We start from the raw sequence: 15,627 nt of genomic DNA, 5'->3' as shown, positions 1-15,627 counted from the left end.
ACGCAGTGGTAAACCCGACGGTCTCGGCCACTACAGAAGCCCGGACAGGAGGGCAACGCTGCCGATGATAACGGCAACAAGACCGAACACAGTCTCAGCGATAGCATCCCGAACAATCCGCCGCGCAGTGCCACGCTCGCTGGTGTCGGAGATGACGAACACCGGCGTCCCGTCGCCGTCCCCGACAACAGCGTCGACCAGATTGCTTCCCCACGCTGTTGCGGGGCCGCGCATCGCCTGGCCGTAAACGTACACGTCCTCGCCAACGTCCAGCCGACGCTCGGTAAAGCGCTGTTTGTTCCCCAAGCTGATTTCCGTCACGAGCAGGTTCACTGACCCATCCTGTGCCTCGACGCCCTCTGTTCGCTCGACGTAGTCGGCCAATCGCTCGGGGAGTTCAGTCCCGGGGGACACCGTCACCGACTGGGACTCGAACCGCACGTCCGCGCCGTCCGGGTTCACGCGAACGCGTGCGTTCCCGTCGTCGACGATGAAGTCGACGCCGTCCTGTCCCTCGTCCAGTGTCTCCCAGCTTGAGTGTTTGCCCGACGACCGATACTCCTCGACCTCGTAGGTGTAGGCCAGACACTTGCTACCGGTAAAAGGGGACGTGACGGTCCCGGCATCCTCGTGGGCGACGGCTGTGCCGGTAATTTCGACCGGTCCGGTGTGGCCGTCGAGCGAGCGCACCGGAACGGGATCGTTTCGAAGAATGTGGAACACCGTTCTGAGTTCCCGGCCACCGCGAAGGAGGACGAAACCGCCGATGGTCAGGAACACGATGCCGACCAGTTGCGGGAGGACCATACGTCGATGCCGACCCGACCGAGCAAAAACGTTCTCAGTCAGTGTGAACAAGCGGCGGCTGAGGCGTGGTCACTCGGGGTGTTTTTGCCACAGTACCCACTAGCAGGGGTATGGCTGGCTCCCCGCCGTCGGAGGCTGAGTCGCTAGCGCTGGAGACTGCCCGCAGACAGCTCGGTAGCTTCGCTGTCCCCGTCGACCGAACAGACAGAATTCCGCTCTCCGTCGCTGTTGGACGAGTGCTGGCGACAGACACAACGGCGAATAAACCCGCCGAGGAGGCAGATATGTCGGTCGATGACACCGTCTTCGACCAGGGGCATCAGGTACGGCCCGGCGACGTGGGATTGCTGAGGGCGACCGGCGTCTCCGAGCTGCTCGTCCGCCAGCGACCGCAGGTCGGCATCGTACCGACTGGTGACGAACTCCGAGCGGATGCCAGCGCAGCCCCCGAGGTCGAGACAGCGGGGTTTACGCTGGCGCAGTACGTCGACCGGTGGGGCGGGAAAGTGACCTACCGGGACCCCGTTGCCGACGACACTCCGGCGCTTCGGATGGCCGTCCAGCGCGACCTCACCCGAGATGCGCTCGTCATCACAGGGACCGAACCGGAGGATACGCTTCGAGAGGTCGTTGCGGATCTCGGTGAGGTGTTCACCGATTACGTCGATATCGACCCAGGCCAGCGGACGGGTATCGCCGTCGTCGAGGACCGCCCGGTCCTGCTGTTGCCGAAGTCGCCGAGTGCAGCCCGCGTCGGCGCGGTACAGCTCCTCCGTCCGCTACTGAAGGCGTTTGCCGATGCACCGCTGTCCGCACACCCGGAGACACGAGCGACGCTGGCGGCGGACATCGACAGTCAGAACGGTGTGAAGACGTTTACGCCAGTCGCCGTGAGCGACGGGACAGCAACGCCGCTGCCCGGTATCGACCTCGCGACGGCGACCCGAGCCGACGGCTGGGTATCCGTGCCCGCTGACGAGGCCGGTATCGATGCCGGAACGACCGTCACTGTGGAAAACTGGGACTACCTGCCCTGAGACGACGCCAGGTCGAGTAACGTAGCGACGCGTCTGTCGCCGCGCACGCACCGGCCCGTCTCTGCCGGGGACCGCCGACCGACGTGGACGCCATCAAGGCCCGCATTCCACGCCGCACCGATGTCTGATGGATTGTCCCCCGCCAGCACACCGCTGTGGCCGTTGTGCCAGACACCCATCTCTCGCATCGCCAGCTCCACCGGCTTCGGGTCGGGCTTCCAGCCGATGTCGTCGTCACAGCAGACGACCGTCTCGAACCAGTCGGCGATGTCGAGGTGGTCGAGCACCGGCTCGGTGAGGTACTGCTGGCAGTGTGTGACCAGCCCGACCGGTGTATCGAGGGTGGCGAGAAACGCCTCGGCGTCGTCGTAGAGATACGTCGCCTCGGCCCGGGCGACAGGGTCTTCCTCCTCGTGGAACAGCCGCCAGAACTCCTGCTGGTCGACGCCACGCTCCGCAAGCGTCCGTGACCGTGTCCCACCGAATCCGTACCAGAGTGCATCCCGCTCCCGGTCGGTGAACTCGACGCCGAGGCAGTCGCCGACGGCACCCATCACCTTCCGGGGGTACGCTGGCTCGATATCGACGAGCGTCCCGTCGAGGTCGAACAGCCAGAAATCGTAGTTGGTGGTCATGAGGGGTAGATTTATTGGGGATTTTCTGATAAAGTCTTTCGGGCCCTACTACCATTTTTGATGTGTATAACATCTCTGTAGTCACTGACTACACAGCAGCGGCTCCGCCTATGTCACACGTATCGAACTGCCGAGGTACTTGTTGAGCGCCTCGCTGACCGAGTCGGCGTTGAATAGGGCCAGGTTGTCGGCGATTTCGGTTTTCAGCGCGTCGAAATGCGCCTCGTCGGTCCGGAACTCACTGAACGACGCCGAAACGACCGGACAGCCGAGTTCGTCTTCGGCGAGCCGACGGAAGTGCGGTTCGTCAGCGAGTTCACCCCGCCAGAGCGTATCCCGGAAGAACAGCCAGCCGCTGGTCCCCGGATCGTCAGCCGCTCGATACAGCGTCGTCTCGAACCGGTCGGGGTCGGCCAACAACCCGTCTGCGTCCGGCTCCAGCTGAATTGCTACCCGGAAAACGTACTGTGCGGTCGCGCCATCGGGGTCAGTCGGCTGGAGGGAGGCGAGTCCGTCAGTCGTGTCCACAGTCACATCAGTCGTGGATGCCGTTCAGCCGCTCGGCGAGGTCGATGTCGTTCTCGGTGATGCCGCCGGCGTCGTGGGTTGTGAGCCGGACTTCGACCTCGCCCCAGCGGATAGTCATCTCCGGGTGATGCCACGCGTCCTCAGCGAGGCCGGCCGCAGCGCTCAGAAAGCCCGACGCATCCAGATAGCCGTCGAACTCGAAGACGCGGATGATTTCGTCGCCCTCGCGGGTCCATTGCTCGGGTAGCCGGTCGCTAATCTCGTCGTCAGAGAGCAGGTCTGCCATATCGGCTACGTCGGGCGGCGTGGGCAAAAAGGTGGGCGTGGTCAGTCGTCGGAGAGCCGGTCGAGCATCGCGTTCGGGATCTCGTCGCGCATGCCGTCGGGGATGTCCTCGACCGACATACCCTGGGTGAACTCGGGCGGGGTGGCCTGATCGGGGCCGCCAAAGTCCGGGTCGAAAAGTTGCAACGCCGTATGAATCGTCGACCAATCGTCCTCTTCCGCGGCGTCGCGCAGGCTCTTGGTCGGTGCGGCGAGGATCTGCGAGACGATGGCGTCGGCCATCGCTTCGACGACTTCCGCCTGATCATCGTCGAAGTCAGCCGCCGAAAGCGCGCTGTTTATCTCTGCCGCCTTGACCTGTTCGGCGCTCTCGTACATCGTCGAAATAACTCTGTCGGCGCGTTTGCGCTTGTACTGCGTGAGCAGGCGGTCGAACTCCTCGTCGACGATGCGCTCGACCGCTTCGGCGGCTCGCTGTCGCTTGTTCCGCGTTTCGGCGGTCACCGATTCCAGCGCATCGAGGTCGTACACCGTCACCGAGGGGAGCCGGTCCGCACCGGCCGGGACGTCACGCGGCTGGGCAATGTCGACAATAGATACGTCACCGGCATCGCTGAAGGTCCCGATATCGAACACCTGATCGCCGCTTCCCGTCGCCGAAATGACGGCACTGGCCTCGGAAACAGCCGCTTCGATGCCGTCGAGCGCAACCGCACTGGCGTCGATGTCGACTGATTCGGCGATATGCTCCGCGTGTGGGACCGTCCGGTTGGCCACGAGTAGCCGGTTTACTTCCTCACTGAGCGCCTCCGCAGCGAGTTGGCCCATCTCGCCAGCCCCGACGACGAGCGCTGTCCCGTCCGCCAGCGAACTCTCCTGTTTGAGAAGGCGAACCGCGGCGGAGGCAATCGAGACGACTCCTTCGTTGATCTTCGTCTCCGTGCGGGCGCGCTCGCCGACGTGAATCGCTTTCGTGACACCGTCTTCCAGCATCGGTCCGATGCCGCCGACGCCGCGGGCGGTCTCGTAGGCGGTCCGGAGCTGGCCGAGGATCTGGTCCTCGCCCAGCACAATCGATTCGAGTCCGGCGGCTACTCGGAGCAAGTGACGGAGACTCTCCTCGTGACCCATCTCGACGACGACGTCATCGGGCACGGCACGGGTGAACAGTTCGAGCGCGTCGAGCCCGTCCTCGTGATCAGAGACGACGACGTACCCTTCGGTACGGTTACACGTCTGCAGTGCAATCGCCTCTTCGACCTCGGGGTTTGCGAGCAGGGATTCGACGGCGTGGCGCTCGCTGTCCGCCGCAGCGGTCTCTAATTGGTCGACGCTCGCGCGTTCGTGGGAAATACAGACCCCAACGATTGCACCAGTATCCCCTCTCACGTTTGATCACCAGGTAACTCTCCGATCACGTCTCTAGCTACTTGCTCCCCTTTGGACCTGCCACTATCTAAAGCCTTCCAAACTTCCTGTGATCTGACAACGAGCCTGACCGCGTCACGACGTTCTGCCGGCGGGACGCCCCGGTCGCGCAGGTCCTCACGGAGGTCGCCGACGATCTCGGCCATCAGACCGGCGTTCCCGAACTCGTCTTCGAACCGCTCGCGGAGGTGCTTCGACAGCGCCGGCGCGCGCCCGCCGGTGGCGATAGCCAGTGTCACCGGGTCGTCCCGTACCGTGGCCGGTACGACGACATTGCCGAACGACTGGTCGCCGTGGTCGTCTGCGCGGTTAACGAGTGCGCCGTGCTCCTCGGCGGCCGTGCTGAAAGCATCATTCAGGTCAGAGTCGTCCGTCGCGGCGACGACCAGCGCCGGATCGGTCCGCTCAACCCAGTCGGTGGCATCTTCGGGGGTCGGTGCGGCCCGGACCTTTGCAGCGTCAGCGAACGTCCGGTCGCCGAACTCGGGGCTGAGGACGACGACGCTCGCCTCCGCGGCGAACGCTCGGGCCTTGCGCGCACCGACCGGGCCGCCACCGACGATGAGTACCGTCTCGCCCTCGAAATCGTGCATGAGCGGAATCATTGGTCAGAGTACCCTGATTCGGTACGCCAGTCCGGAATGCGTACGTTCACGCCGTCTCTGTGTTCTGCCGCGCTCGTTCGTCCAGCCTGATGCCCGTCTTCTTCAGGATGCGCGTCGAGAACAGCGTGTCCCAGTCGCCCTCGGTCACGTCCCAGTGGTCGGCCATCCGGTCGCGGACTTGCTGGATGCGCTCCTGACTCTCTGCTTCGCTTCGCCCGTGGGTCATCGCGAAGAAGTTGTACGGCCAGACGCCGTCGTGGCGGGGCCGCTCGTAGCAGTGGGTCACGAAGTCAAACTCGGCGATAGCCGGACCGACTTCGTCGATGACTTCGTCGGGCACGTCCCAGACGGTCATCCCGTTCTCGCTGTAGCCGAGCGCGTAGTGGTTCGGGATGACCCCGACGCGGCGGACTTTCCCCTCCCTGTTGAACCGCTGTATCGTCTCCAGCACCCACTCGACATCGGCGTCGATTTCGTCGGCCACGTCAGCGTACGGCGTGGCGTTGACCGGGAGGCCGTCCTGTATCTCCAACACCAAGTCCAGTTCGTCGGCGGTCAGGGACTGGCTGTCGGTCGGCGTCACGTCCGGTCCCAGGTCCGAACAGTCGATGTCCTGGGTCTGTGGCCCCTCGACGGGGAACTTCGCGCCGACGTGGAACTCCTGCTGTTTCGGGAGGTTGTACGTCTCCTCGCCGGTTTCGGCCTCGATTTCGGCCAACACGTCTTCGACTCGTCCTTCCTCGGCCACCGAGAGGACGAACCACATGTTCAGATGCGGATGTTCGCGCTCGTAATTGTGCGCGACCTCCGGGTGGGCGTTTATCAGCTCAGCATGCTCGTCGTAGCTGTCTTCAGGGGCGTGAGTTGCGACGAGCGTGGCAGTGCCGCCGATCGCTTCGGCGTTGATGAGTGCCCCGAACCGCGTGAGCACGCCCGCGTCGTCGAGGTCCTGTACGCGCGCTAACAGCTCGTCCGCGTCGATGTCGACGCCGTGGTCGGCGAGGGCCGCCGCGGCCGGTTCGAACGGCCGTTCGACGACCGGGAAGCCGCCCTGGAAGGCGTTCAACACCGCCCGGTCTACCGTCCCGAGGTCTTCGCTCATGTCCAAATCTGGGAGGCCTGCGAATAAAAACAGTCCGGGACAGCCGGTACCAGTGTCCGGGCCGCCGGAGCGTTTTACCCCCTTGCGCCCCAAACCCGCGCGTGGCAATCTCGACAGCCGAACTGGCGGTCCGGCTGCTGGTCTACCTGTTCGTCCTGGTAGGGGTGCCGCTGTGGTTCGTGCTGATGTTTCGGCTCATGGACTACGCCGCACACGACACGCTCGTCGAACAGTTCAGTGGCCAGCGCAACGGTCGCGACACCGGCCAGCTCAACGCCTACTTCGAACAGGCTGCGGTTGACGCAACGAACTGCCGTATCTGTGGCGCGGCGAACGGTCCCGACTACACCTACTGCCACAACTGTCAGGAACGGCTGTCGGCTGGCGACTGACGCGTTTACTCGCCTTCGACGCCAGTGACTGCGTAGCCAGCGTCCTCGATAGCTTCGAGAATCCCGTCGTGGTCGGCGCTCGCCTCGTAGTAGAACACCAGATCGAAGGAACCGTTGCGGAGGAGCTGCTGGCATTCCCAGACGAACTCCTCGCCGTCCAGCGTGAGGCCCTGGTGCTGGTTCGACGCGAATTCCGGATCGTCGCTGCCGGAGTAGACGTACGTGTCCTTCGGGTCCAAGCCCGCACCCTCGGCGATGAGTTCGCCGACCTCGATGGTGGCCTGCATCATTTCGATCTCGTCGCTACCGTCGTACTCCGTGTGGACGACAGCGCCGTTGAGCTGAATCTCGCCCGGTTCGAGCAGTTGCTTGGTCCGGCGGTAAAGGTCATCGTCGAGTGCGTCGGCCTCGCTCATACCATGCGGTCGGCGTCGCTGTCCCTAAGACACTTCGGATTCGGAGCGCTGGTCGGCTCTACCCGAAGATATTCGGTTCGAGGGACGGCGCGGCGACAGCGGTGGGAACCCACACGGTGCCGAGTAGCGCCGCTCGGTCCGAGCAGCGAACCCTTGAAAAGCGAGCCGTCCCCGCTTACAGTCGCGTGAGGTTCTTCGCTCGCGGGCCTTTGTCTGCCTGTTCGATGTCGAATTCGACTTCTTGCCCTTCTTCTAAGTCCGGGCCGCCGACGTCTTCCATGTGGAAGAACACGTCTTCGTCGGCATCGTCGGTTTCGATGAAACCGTAGCCACCCGTATCGTTGAAGAAGTCTACAGTGCCTGTCGCCATGGTTACAGCCGCGTGAGGTTTTTCGCGCGCGGGCCTTTGTCGGCCTGCTCGATCTCGAATTCCACTTCTTGCCCCTCTTCGAGGTCAGGACCGTCGATGTCCTCCATGTGGAAGAAGACGTCCTCGTCGGAGTCTTCGGTATCGATGAAACCGTAACCGCCTGTGTCGTTGAAGAAGTCTACCGTACCGGTCGCCATTGCAGTTTGAACGTTAAGCCGGGGTATATTAAAACTATGCGCATATATTTCGATAGATTAGGTGGGAAATAACTGTATCCGATCCTTTCCACAAAGCCCTTATTGAGTGGTTGAAATGATTACAACGATGCTATCGAGGGGGAAGCGACTGGGATATGCGGCCTACGAGCGATTGCTCAAGTGGGAACTGTCAGGGACGCCCGACCACGTCGCCGTAATTCAGGACGGGAACCGGCGCTACGCCGAAAAACAAGGGGCCGAGAAGCAGGAGGGCCACAGAGAAGGTGCCGAAACGACGGAGGCGCTGTTGAACTGGTGTGACGAGCTCGATGTCCGCGAAGTGACACTCTACACCTTTTCAACGGAGAACTTCGACCGCGACCCCGAGGAGCGCGAGCACATCTTCGACCTCGTCGAACAGAAGCTCCGGACGTTTGCCGACGCTGACCGGGTCCACGATGCCGGCGTGTGTATCCGCGCTATCGGCGAGATGGAGATGCTACCCGAGCGGGTCCGTGATGCCATCGACTACGCCGAGGGACGAACCGCCCAGTACGACCAGCTCAACCTCAACGTCGCACTGGCCTACGGCGGCCGGGCCGAGCTGCTTGGTGCGGCCCGCGACGTTGCCACTGCTGTCGAGAACGGGACCCTCGATCCGACGGACGTCTCTGAGGAAACCATCGAAGAGCGGCTCTACGAGGGGCCGACCCGCGACGTCGACCTCATCGTTCGACCCGGCGGCGACGAGCGGACCTCGAACTTCCTGCCGTGGCATGCCAACGGCAACGAGGCCGCCACGTTCTTCTGTACCCCCTACTGGCCCGAGTTCCGGAAGGTCGACTTCCTGCGGGCGATCCGGACGTACCAGAACCGCGAGCAGTCTTGGCGGACGACCCGTGCTGAGCGCTCGCTGGCACTGGTTCGTGCTATTGAGCAGTCGGAACTCCCGACGGCCAAACGGATGCTCGGACGGTTCCGCGACGCGCTCCCGAGTACCGAACGCGAGCAACTCGACGAGGAGTACGATCTCGCGGACTGATTACCGCCCGAACCGCCGCTGGCGTTCCTGATAATCCCGTAACGCCCGCAGATAATCCCGCAGTCTGAAGTTCTGCCAGTTCACGTCCGTGAAGTACAGTTCCGAATACACGGACTGCCAGATCATGAAATCAGAGAGCCGTTCGGCCCCGGTCTTGATCACCAGATCCGGGTCGGTCGGGAAGACGAGATGCTCCTCGACCGCGGCCTCGTCGATGTCATCCGGATCGAGTGACCCCTCGTCGACATCTTCCGCGAGCTTCTGGACGGCCGTTGCGAACTCCGACTGCCCGCCGAGGCCGATTGAAACCTGAATCGGGGCGTCAGCGGTCGTCTCGTCGTCCGGTACTCTGACCGCTATCTCCCGTGGTGCGGTGATACTTTCGAGTTCGCGCTGCAGTGTCGGGATCGCCTCCTCGTCGAGAACGCTCACGTAGACGACAACGGTGTCGGTGCCGTACTGGACGGCCCAGTCGAAAAAGCGCTCCAAGGTCCGGTATGCACCGTCTCCGAGCAGATCCCGCTCCGTAATCACCAGCGCGACCGTCTCGGGAAGGTCGGCGTCGCTGCGCCGAACGCGCATCGCGAGATATCGGTCGTATAGTCCCACGTCCGCCGGTATGCTGACGGCCCCAGTAAATCTCACGGTACCGTCGCCTCCACAGTTCGGAAAGGGTAAGTGCCTCTCGGGGATACCGGTGGCACGTGACTGGGACAGTCCGTCGGGCAGGTGCGTTTGCCGCCGTGGGGACCCTCGCGGTCGCCGTTCCGGCCGCAACGGGCTTTCGCTCGCTCGAACTCGCGACTGTCGCCGCTATCGCACCCTTCGTCCTCGTCGCCGCGCTCGGCGTGACGGTCATCGGACAGGAATCACGGTTGTTCGACCTGTTCGCCCGCCCCGGTGACTACGAGGACGGGAAACTGTACGGGCTAGCGGCCTTCTCGCTTGCCGCCGCCGGGCTCGCACTGCTTGCCGTCCGCTTCAGTCTGCCGGTGCCGGTGTTCGTCGGCGTCGTTGTCATCGTCGCCTACGGTAACCTCGGCCAGCGACTCGCATACACCATCCGCTCAGACGAAGTGGTCGCAACCGCGGGCTTCGTCCTCGTCGGCTTCGTCGCCGGCGTCGCGGGACAAGTGCTCGGAACGCAGATTCAGGCCGCTGTCGGCGAGGGAGCGGCCGCCGTCGATATTCCACTCGTGCTGTTTCTCGCCGCCAGCGGCGCGTTCGTCGCTGCACTGCTTCGGTCGGTACTGTTCGAACGGGACGACCCGCTGGTGATGCTCACTGTGGGACTGCTACTGTGGCTGTTTTTCGAACTCGACCCATCGGTGACGGCACAGCGCGTTGTCATCGCGCTCGCTGTGACAGTACTGCTTGGCTATCTCTCCTACGCGCTCGACACCGCATCCCTTCCGGGGATGCTCACCGGCGTTCTCCTCTCGTTTTTGACCATCGTGCTCGGCGGCTTCGGCTGGTTCGCCATGCTGATTTCCTTTTTCGCGCTCGGTGGCCTCTCGACGAAGTTCCGCTATGAGGAGAAACTGGACCGCGGCATCGCAGAGGAGAACGAAGGCGCGCGCGGGAGCGGGAACGTGCTCGCGAACTCCATCGTCGCGCTGTTCGCCGTCGTTGCCGCAGCGGCGAGCCCGAGCCACACCGCTGTCGACCCGCTGCTGTTCTTCTATGCCTTCGCCGGGGCTGTCGCCGCCGCGATGACCGACACGTTCTCCAGTGAGTTCGGCGGGCTCTACGACAACCCGCGGCTCATTACGACGCTCAAACCCGTCGAACCGGGCACTGACGGCGGTGTCACATGGCAGGGCGTCGCTGCCGGGGCCGTCGGCGCGGGCATCATCGCCGGTATCGCCGCGCTTACCCAGGACATCAGCACAGTAGGCAGTAGCGTCATCCTCCTCTGTGGACTGGTCGGGATGATCGTCGACAGCCTGCTTGGCGCGACCGTCGAGGGCTCAGTCGTCGGTAATCAGGGCGTCAATATGCTCGCGACCCTGGCGGCCGCACTGGCCGGGGTCGGCGTCGTGCTGGTCGTCGGTCTCCTATGATCCGCGAGGCCCGCCGTGAAGACGAGGGCCGTCTCCGGGCCATTCAGGCGAACACGCTTGACGAGCCGTGGCCGGAACTCCTCGGCGTCGGCATCGACGGCCCGCCGCTCGTGCTGGTGCTGGATATCGGCGAACCACTCGGTTACGCGCTGGTCGTGCCGGACCATCCGGTCGCGTATCTGGCGGAGTTCGCCATCGCGCCTGGCAAACAGGAACAGGGCCTCGGGACGGCACTGATGGACGGGCTACTCGATAGACTCCGGACTAATGAGTTCGAGACTATCAGACTTACGGCGCGCGCAGACGACGAGCGAGCGCGCTCGTTCTATGCTGGATTCGGCTTCTCTGTTGCGGACGAGCTTCCAGGACACTATGACGACGGCGACGGGGTGTTGCTCGTTCGAGACCTCTAGCCCTCGATACGAACCTGCACGGCCGTCGGCTGTTTGACGTACTCGCCGTGGCCGGCCGCGACGACGACATCGACGCCGCGCTGGGCGGCGACGTCGAGGAGCTTCTGCGTACAGTCGGCATCGATGACAACGGTTTTGGGAACATCCTCGGCAGATTCAAGCAACGAGACGACGTCATCGGCGTCACCTTCTGCAAGCAACGTTGCGTCCTCGTCGACCAGTCTAGCGGTCCCGCTGTGGTTCTGAATGACGGCTTCGATGTGGTCCGAGAGCGACGGGATGGTCGGTCCGTCGTCGCTTTCGGTCGCCTCCGTGTCAGTCGTGGTATCCGTCGCGGCAGCCGCGTTCGGACTGTCCGTGCCGTTCGTCGCTCCATCGGCTGTCTCTGTCTGTGCCTCGGGCGCAGGCTGGCGGTCAGCGGCGTCGTCCGATATCGTGGCGGTCACAGCACCGCCGTCGGCGGTCGTCGACTCCCCAGCGTGGGACATCTCCTCGCGAATGCTGTCGAGGCTCTTGGCGCTTGCGACCGTCTCGTAGGGCACCTTATCACGGAGCGCCGACATCACTTCACTCCGTGAGAGGTCCTCGACGGACTTGCCGCTTGGCGTGACGGCGACGTAATCCACGTCGCCGACCTGCGCGAGTTCCTTCAGGATGAGGTCCCCGCCCCGGTCGCCGTCGAGGAACGACGTCACCGTCCGGCCAGCCGTCAGGTCTGCGATAGCGTCCGGGACATCTGTTCCCTCGACGGCTACGGCGTTCTTGATGCCGTATTTCAGCAGTTGCATCACGTCAGAGCGCCCCTCGACGACCACAATCGCGTCGGAGTCGGCCACCCGCGGTCCGGCCGGGAGCCCCTCGTAGTCGGTCACGTCGGCGACCCGGACCTGCTGTCTGACCGTTTCGACGATATCCTCAGTCTGAATGGACTTCTCCTCGAAGTCGTTCAGCAGTTCCGTCGCGCGCTCGACGACCTCGCGCCGCTTGGCGCTGCGCACGTCCTCTATTTCGGCGACCTCGATTTCGGCGCGACACGGCCCCACCTGTTCGATGGTCTCCAGTGCCGCGGCGAGAATCGCTGTTTCGACCCTGTCGAGGCCGCTCGCGACGGTAATCTCTCCGAAAGACTGACCACCTTCTGAGCGTATCTCTACGTCGATACGGCCGACCTTCTTCGAGTCCTGCAGGTCCCGCAGGTCCAGTTCGTCGCCGAGTAATCCCTCCGTCTGGCCGAACACCGCGCCGACGACGTCGCTGCGCTCGACGACTCCCGCCGCCGTGATGTCGGCATGTATCAGATATTTCGCCGTATCTTGCATGATTGTCCTGTTTTCCAGCCCGTCACCCGGTGTTCCGACGGACTGCTGTCACTATACTGATGTTGGGAAGTACAGCGGAATAACCTTGCGCACGCGAGCCGACAAACAGAACCACTCTCGCAGCTACGCGTCGATCCAACGCTGCCGCTGTGGAAGGTTCTATCTCCGACAGGTTGCCACTCATTCCAGTAACGGCGTCATGCCGTCGATACCGGCTTGGATGGCGTCGACCGGGTCCTCGGGGTCGTCGTGCTCGAAGACGAGCCAGTCAGTCCCGGCCTGGTGGGCTGCATCGACCACTGCTTGGAGCGGTACGACGCCGTCACCGAGGGCGGTCGGCTCCCCGTCCGCTGTCATGTCCTTGAGGTGCACAACGGGGACACGCCCGTCGAGTCGCCGGATCAGTTCGACGGGGTCCTGCCCCGCTGCGTGCGCCCACCCGACATCAAACTCGAAGCCGATGGTCGTCTGGTCGACGAGCGCGTCAAAGGCGGTCCCGTCGCCGAGCGGGACGAACTCGTGGTCGTGATTGTGGTACAGCAACGGTCGGTCAAAGTCCGCCGCAAGCATCCCGAGCAGGGTTGCCGTCGATTCGATTGCGTTCTCACTTGCGAAATGGTCGTCGTCGAGATACGGGAGGACGACGTACGGCGCGTCGAGCGTCCGGATCTGGTTGCGGACCGTTCTGGGGTCGGACTGTAGGTCTTCCAGTTGCACGTGGACGCCGGCGATACCGAGTCCCGTTTCGTCAAGTGCGTGTCGTGACGCGCCTGGGTCTCCGATGCCGGCGAACTCCACACCGTCGTAGCCGGCAGCCGCGATACGGTCGAGTACGTCCGATAGCGGTTCCCGGAGTTCACGGAGCGTCCAGAGCTGGATCGCTGTCTGCATACCGTTGCTGCGAACGCTGTCATAAAATAACTGGACCTACTACCGGAGGGCATGGGATTCACTGAAACCGAGATCGACCCCGCACGGTTCCTCGAAGACGTAGAGATGCGTATCGGTGAAATCGTTGACGTCGAGCCGTTCCCTGAAGCGCGCAAAGACGTGTACAAACTCGACGTAGATTTCGGCGACGAGACACGCCAGTCCGCCGCGGGGCTGACAGACGTGTACGATCCTGAGGACCTGCTTGGATCGCAGGTCGTTGCCGTCGTCAACCTCGGGACGGTTTCTATCGCCGGCTTCGAGAGCGAGTGCCTGGTTACCGGCGTCGATAGCGACGAGGGCGTCGTCCACCTGACGCCCGAGAGGGAGGTCGAACCCGGGACGCGGGTGTATTGAAGACGATTGTTCTTCAACAAGTGTGGGTGAAGGTTCGTTACCCATTAGTACCGCCAGTGGCTAGCCTGTCGTAATATGAGTACGGTCAGGGCGGTCGGGTGGACAGTGGTCGCGCTCGTGCTGATGGCATTGGCAGTGCCGTGGTTCCTTTGGGACACTAGCGCCATCGCGGCCGGACTGCCTGTGTGGTTATGGTGGCATATTGGATGGATGGCGCTTGCGAGCGTCGTCTTCGCCATCTTCGCGCGCACCGACTGGGGCCTCGGCATCGAGGAGGTGAACTGACGTGGCCGACACCGCGCTCCAGATGGGTATCGTCGGCGTGTACATGGTCGTCGCACTCGCGGTGGGTGCAGTCGCCTATCGCCTGACTGACCGGACCGCCGAAGACTACTACCTCGCGAGCCGGACGCTCGGAACGGTCGTCCTGCTGTTTACGACCTTCGCGACGCTGTTGTCGGCGTTTACGTTCTTCGGCGGCCCGAACCTCGCGTTCAGCGCCGGCCCCGAATGGATTCTCGTGATGGGACTGATGGACGGCATCATCTTTGCTGTCCTCTGGTACGTGCTGGGCTACAAGCAGTGGCTGGTCGGCAAGCGCCACGGCTACGTGACGCTTGGCGAGATGCTTGGCGACCGGTTCGGGTCGACGGCGCTCCGCGTCGTTGTCGCCGCCGTGAGCCTGTTCTGGCTGTTCCCGTACGTGATGCTCCAGCAGAAGGGGGCCGGCCAGGCCATCGTCGGCCTCACGAACGGCGCGGTCCCGTTCTGGGTCGGGGCCGGCGGCATCACGCTGTTCATGATTCTCTACGTCGCGCTCTCGGGGATGCGCGGCGTCGCCTGGACCGACACACTGCAGGGGCTATTCATGCTCTCGTTGATCTGGGTCGCCGTCGCCTGGGTCCTCTCTGCCGTCGGCGGCGCAGGTGAAGCGACGGCCCTGTTGGCGTCCGAAGAGCCCGCCTTCGTCGGCCTCGGTGGCGGTCTCTACACGCCGCAGTACATCATCTCTACCGCGGTCAGCATCGCCTTCGGCGTGACGATGTTCCCACAGATCAATCAGCGCTTCTTCGCTGCCGGGTCGAAGAAAGTGCTCAAGCGTACCTTTGCACTCTGGCCGGTGCTGGTCCTGCTCCTGTTCGTCCCGGCGTTCATGCTGGGCGCGTGGGCTGCGGGACTCGGTGTCACCGTCCCAGAGGGTGGCAACGTCATCCCGGCGCTGCTTGGCGAGTACACGCCGACGTGGTTCACCGCGCTGGTCATCGCCGGCGCGATGGCCGCGATGATGTCCTCCAGCGATTCGATGTTGCTGTCGGGCTCGTCGTATCTGACCCGTGACCTCTACCGGCCGTTGACCGGCCGCAGCGATGCCAGCGACGAAGCGACCGACCGCCGCGAGGCGCTCGTCGCCCGTGTCGGTGTAGTCCTCTTTGCCACCCTCTCGTTCATTGCGAGCCTCTACACACCAGGGACGCTGGTCCAGATCGGCGACACAGCCTTCAGCGGCTTCGCACAGCTTACCGTTCCCGTCGCACTTGCGCTGTACTGGCAGGGAACGACACGCTCGGGAATGTACGCCGGCGTAATTGGTAGCCAAGTGTTCTACGGCCTGCATGTCTTCCCGGTGATCGCGACGGTAGCGGGATTGCTCGGTCTCGATGTCGCCCTGCCGACGGCATACCTGTCTCTTATACACATCTC

Annotated in this window: 21 protein-coding genes; 8 read left to right on the top strand and 13 right to left on the bottom strand. The window is 63.6% G+C overall.

Annotated elements, in window-relative coordinates; genetic code table 11:
- Positions 1-30: 30 nt before the first annotated feature.
- Positions 31-807 (bottom strand): GIDE domain-containing protein, encoded by a 777-nt coding sequence (locus C444_RS05345; RefSeq protein ID WP_004591462.1) that lies wholly within the window; start codon positions 805-807, stop codon positions 31-33.
- Between the two features lie 110 nt (positions 808-917).
- Here C444_RS05345 and C444_RS05340 point away from each other — a divergent pair, with 110 nt between their 5' ends.
- Positions 918-1,844 (top strand): molybdopterin-binding protein, encoded by a 927-nt coding sequence (locus C444_RS05340; RefSeq protein WP_004591460.1) that lies wholly within the window; start codon positions 918-920, stop codon positions 1,842-1,844.
- Here C444_RS05340 and C444_RS05335 read toward each other — a convergent pair.
- The 6 genes from C444_RS05335 to ahbB all read right to left on the bottom strand — a co-directional run bounded on the left by C444_RS05335 (position 1,832) and on the right by ahbB (position 6,427).
- A complete protein-coding gene (locus C444_RS05335) occupies positions 1,832-2,479 on the bottom strand; it encodes an HAD family hydrolase (RefSeq protein WP_004591457.1) in 648 nt (215 codons plus the stop codon). The two genes, C444_RS05340 and C444_RS05335, sit on opposite strands and share 13 nt — an antisense overlap.
- 108 nt (positions 2,480-2,587) lie before the next feature.
- Positions 2,588-3,007 (bottom strand): LWR-salt protein, encoded by a 420-nt coding sequence (gene lwrS, locus C444_RS05330; protein ID WP_004591456.1) that lies wholly within the window; start codon positions 3,005-3,007, stop codon positions 2,588-2,590.
- Positions 3,008-3,014: 7 nt separating this feature from the next.
- Positions 3,015-3,293 carry a 4a-hydroxytetrahydrobiopterin dehydratase gene (locus tag C444_RS05325; RefSeq protein ID WP_004591455.1) on the bottom strand — a complete coding sequence of 93 codons (279 nt, stop codon included), beginning with the start codon at positions 3,291-3,293 and terminating at the stop codon, positions 3,015-3,017.
- A gap of 41 nt (positions 3,294-3,334) precedes the next feature.
- Positions 3,335-4,681, bottom strand: a complete 1,347-nt coding sequence (gene hemA, locus C444_RS05320; protein ID WP_004591454.1) for a glutamyl-tRNA reductase — start codon at positions 4,679-4,681, stop codon at positions 3,335-3,337.
- Positions 4,678-5,325, bottom strand: coding sequence for a precorrin-2 dehydrogenase/sirohydrochlorin ferrochelatase family protein (locus C444_RS05315; protein WP_004591453.1), 648 nt, complete (start codon positions 5,323-5,325; stop codon positions 4,678-4,680). The genes hemA and C444_RS05315 overlap by 4 nt, the downstream gene beginning before the upstream one ends.
- Before the next feature lie 46 nt (positions 5,326-5,371).
- The gene (gene ahbB / locus C444_RS05310) at positions 5,372-6,427 is read right to left on the bottom strand and encodes a siroheme decarboxylase subunit beta (RefSeq protein WP_004591452.1); all 1,056 of its coding nucleotides are present in this window, start codon (positions 6,425-6,427) and stop codon (positions 5,372-5,374) included.
- Between the two features lie 101 nt (positions 6,428-6,528).
- On the opposite strand from ahbB, the gene C444_RS05305 reads away from it, so the two are divergent.
- Positions 6,529-6,819 carry a DUF7577 domain-containing protein gene (locus C444_RS05305; RefSeq protein WP_004591451.1) on the top strand — a complete coding sequence of 97 codons (291 nt, stop codon included), beginning with the start codon at positions 6,529-6,531 and terminating at the stop codon, positions 6,817-6,819.
- A 5-nt stretch (positions 6,820-6,824) separates the two neighbouring features.
- Here the strand turns inward: C444_RS05305 and C444_RS05300 are convergent, their stop codons facing one another.
- From C444_RS05300 to C444_RS05290, 3 genes are all read right to left on the bottom strand, one after another.
- The gene (locus C444_RS05300; protein WP_004591450.1) at positions 6,825-7,235 is read right to left on the bottom strand and encodes a DUF5778 family protein; all 411 of its coding nucleotides are present in this window, start codon (positions 7,233-7,235) and stop codon (positions 6,825-6,827) included.
- A gap of 175 nt (positions 7,236-7,410) precedes the next feature.
- Positions 7,411-7,605, bottom strand: coding sequence for a cold-shock protein (locus tag C444_RS05295; RefSeq protein WP_004591449.1), 195 nt, complete (start codon positions 7,603-7,605; stop codon positions 7,411-7,413).
- Positions 7,606-7,607: 2 nt separating this feature from the next.
- On the bottom strand, positions 7,608-7,802 hold the full coding sequence (locus C444_RS05290; RefSeq protein ID WP_004517065.1) for a cold-shock protein: 195 nt from the start codon (positions 7,800-7,802) through the stop codon (positions 7,608-7,610).
- A 115-nt stretch (positions 7,803-7,917) separates the two neighbouring features.
- On the opposite strand from C444_RS05290, the gene uppS reads away from it, so the two are divergent.
- Positions 7,918-8,844, top strand: coding sequence for a polyprenyl diphosphate synthase (gene uppS, locus C444_RS05285; protein ID WP_049909152.1), 927 nt, complete (start codon positions 7,918-7,920; stop codon positions 8,842-8,844).
- Here the strand turns inward: uppS and C444_RS05280 are convergent, their stop codons facing one another.
- Positions 8,845-9,453, bottom strand: coding sequence for an undecaprenyl diphosphate synthase family protein (locus tag C444_RS05280; RefSeq protein WP_049909151.1), 609 nt, complete (start codon positions 9,451-9,453; stop codon positions 8,845-8,847).
- A gap of 95 nt (positions 9,454-9,548) precedes the next feature.
- On the opposite strand from C444_RS05280, the gene C444_RS05275 reads away from it, so the two are divergent.
- Positions 9,549-10,907, top strand: a complete 1,359-nt coding sequence (locus tag C444_RS05275; protein WP_049909149.1) for a DUF92 domain-containing protein — start codon at positions 9,549-9,551, stop codon at positions 10,905-10,907.
- The gene (locus tag C444_RS05270; RefSeq protein WP_004591445.1) at positions 10,904-11,320 is read left to right on the top strand and encodes a GNAT family N-acetyltransferase; all 417 of its coding nucleotides are present in this window, start codon (positions 10,904-10,906) and stop codon (positions 11,318-11,320) included. Before C444_RS05275 ends, C444_RS05270 begins: the two co-directional genes overlap by 4 nt.
- On the opposite strand, the gene dnaG is transcribed toward C444_RS05270, so the two are convergent.
- Together dnaG and C444_RS05260 are read right to left on the bottom strand one after the other, a co-directional pair.
- Entirely contained in the window at positions 11,317-12,639 is a 1,323-nt protein-coding gene (gene dnaG / locus C444_RS05265) for a DNA primase DnaG (protein ID WP_004591444.1), read from the bottom strand. The two genes, C444_RS05270 and dnaG, sit on opposite strands and share 4 nt — an antisense overlap.
- A 180-nt stretch (positions 12,640-12,819) precedes the next feature.
- Positions 12,820-13,530 carry a sugar phosphate isomerase/epimerase family protein gene (locus C444_RS05260; RefSeq protein WP_004591443.1) on the bottom strand — a complete coding sequence of 237 codons (711 nt, stop codon included), beginning with the start codon at positions 13,528-13,530 and terminating at the stop codon, positions 12,820-12,822.
- A 51-nt stretch (positions 13,531-13,581) separates the two neighbouring features.
- Between C444_RS05260 and C444_RS05255 the strand changes: the two genes are divergently transcribed.
- The 3 genes from C444_RS05255 to C444_RS05245 form a co-directional block, all read left to right on the top strand.
- Positions 13,582-13,926 (top strand): tRNA-binding protein, encoded by a 345-nt coding sequence (locus C444_RS05255; protein ID WP_004591442.1) that lies wholly within the window; start codon positions 13,582-13,584, stop codon positions 13,924-13,926.
- 75 nt (positions 13,927-14,001) lie between these two features.
- The gene (locus tag C444_RS05250; protein WP_004591441.1) at positions 14,002-14,211 is read left to right on the top strand and encodes a DUF3311 domain-containing protein; all 210 of its coding nucleotides are present in this window, start codon (positions 14,002-14,004) and stop codon (positions 14,209-14,211) included.
- A 22-nt stretch (positions 14,212-14,233) separates the two neighbouring features.
- The coding region (locus tag C444_RS05245; protein ID WP_049909226.1) for a sodium:solute symporter family protein at positions 14,234-15,627 on the top strand (1,394 nt) is incomplete at its 3' end.

Source organism: Haloarcula japonica DSM 6131 (genome assembly GCF_000336635.1).
GTDB classification, from domain to species: Archaea; Halobacteriota; Halobacteria; order Halobacteriales; family Haloarculaceae; genus Haloarcula; species Haloarcula japonica.
The sequence above is the reverse complement of the archived record's forward strand: the minus strand, read 5'-3'. Positions and strand labels throughout refer to the sequence as shown.

Coding starts and splice junctions, on each gene's coding strand:
- C444_RS05345 (WP_004591462.1), bottom strand. CDS start 807: ATGGTCCTCCCGCAACTGGTCGGCATCGTGTTCCTGACCATCGGCGGT.
- C444_RS05340 (WP_004591460.1), top strand. CDS start 918: ATGGCTGGCTCCCCGCCGTCGGAGGCTGAGTCGCTAGCGCTGGAGACT.
- C444_RS05335 (WP_004591457.1), bottom strand. CDS start 2,479: ATGACCACCAACTACGATTTCTGGCTGTTCGACCTCGACGGGACGCTC.
- C444_RS05325 (WP_004591455.1), bottom strand. CDS start 3,293: ATGGCAGACCTGCTCTCTGACGACGAGATTAGCGACCGGCTACCCGAG.
- C444_RS05315 (WP_004591453.1), bottom strand. CDS start 5,325: ATGATTCCGCTCATGCACGATTTCGAGGGCGAGACGGTACTCATCGTC.
- ahbB (WP_004591452.1), bottom strand. CDS start 6,427: ATGAGCGAAGACCTCGGGACGGTAGACCGGGCGGTGTTGAACGCCTTC.
- C444_RS05300 (WP_004591450.1), bottom strand. CDS start 7,235: ATGAGCGAGGCCGACGCACTCGACGATGACCTTTACCGCCGGACCAAG.
- C444_RS05295 (WP_004591449.1), bottom strand. CDS start 7,605: ATGGCGACAGGCACTGTAGACTTCTTCAACGATACGGGTGGCTACGGT.
- C444_RS05290 (WP_004517065.1), bottom strand. CDS start 7,802: ATGGCGACCGGTACGGTAGACTTCTTCAACGACACAGGCGGTTACGGT.
- uppS (WP_049909152.1), top strand. CDS start 7,918: ATGATTACAACGATGCTATCGAGGGGGAAGCGACTGGGATATGCGGCC.
- C444_RS05270 (WP_004591445.1), top strand. CDS start 10,904: ATGATCCGCGAGGCCCGCCGTGAAGACGAGGGCCGTCTCCGGGCCATT.
- dnaG (WP_004591444.1), bottom strand. CDS start 12,639: ATGCAAGATACGGCGAAATATCTGATACATGCCGACATCACGGCGGCG.
- C444_RS05260 (WP_004591443.1), bottom strand. CDS start 13,530: ATGCAGACAGCGATCCAGCTCTGGACGCTCCGTGAACTCCGGGAACCG.
- C444_RS05255 (WP_004591442.1), top strand. CDS start 13,582: ATGGGATTCACTGAAACCGAGATCGACCCCGCACGGTTCCTCGAAGAC.
- C444_RS05250 (WP_004591441.1), top strand. CDS start 14,002: ATGAGTACGGTCAGGGCGGTCGGGTGGACAGTGGTCGCGCTCGTGCTG.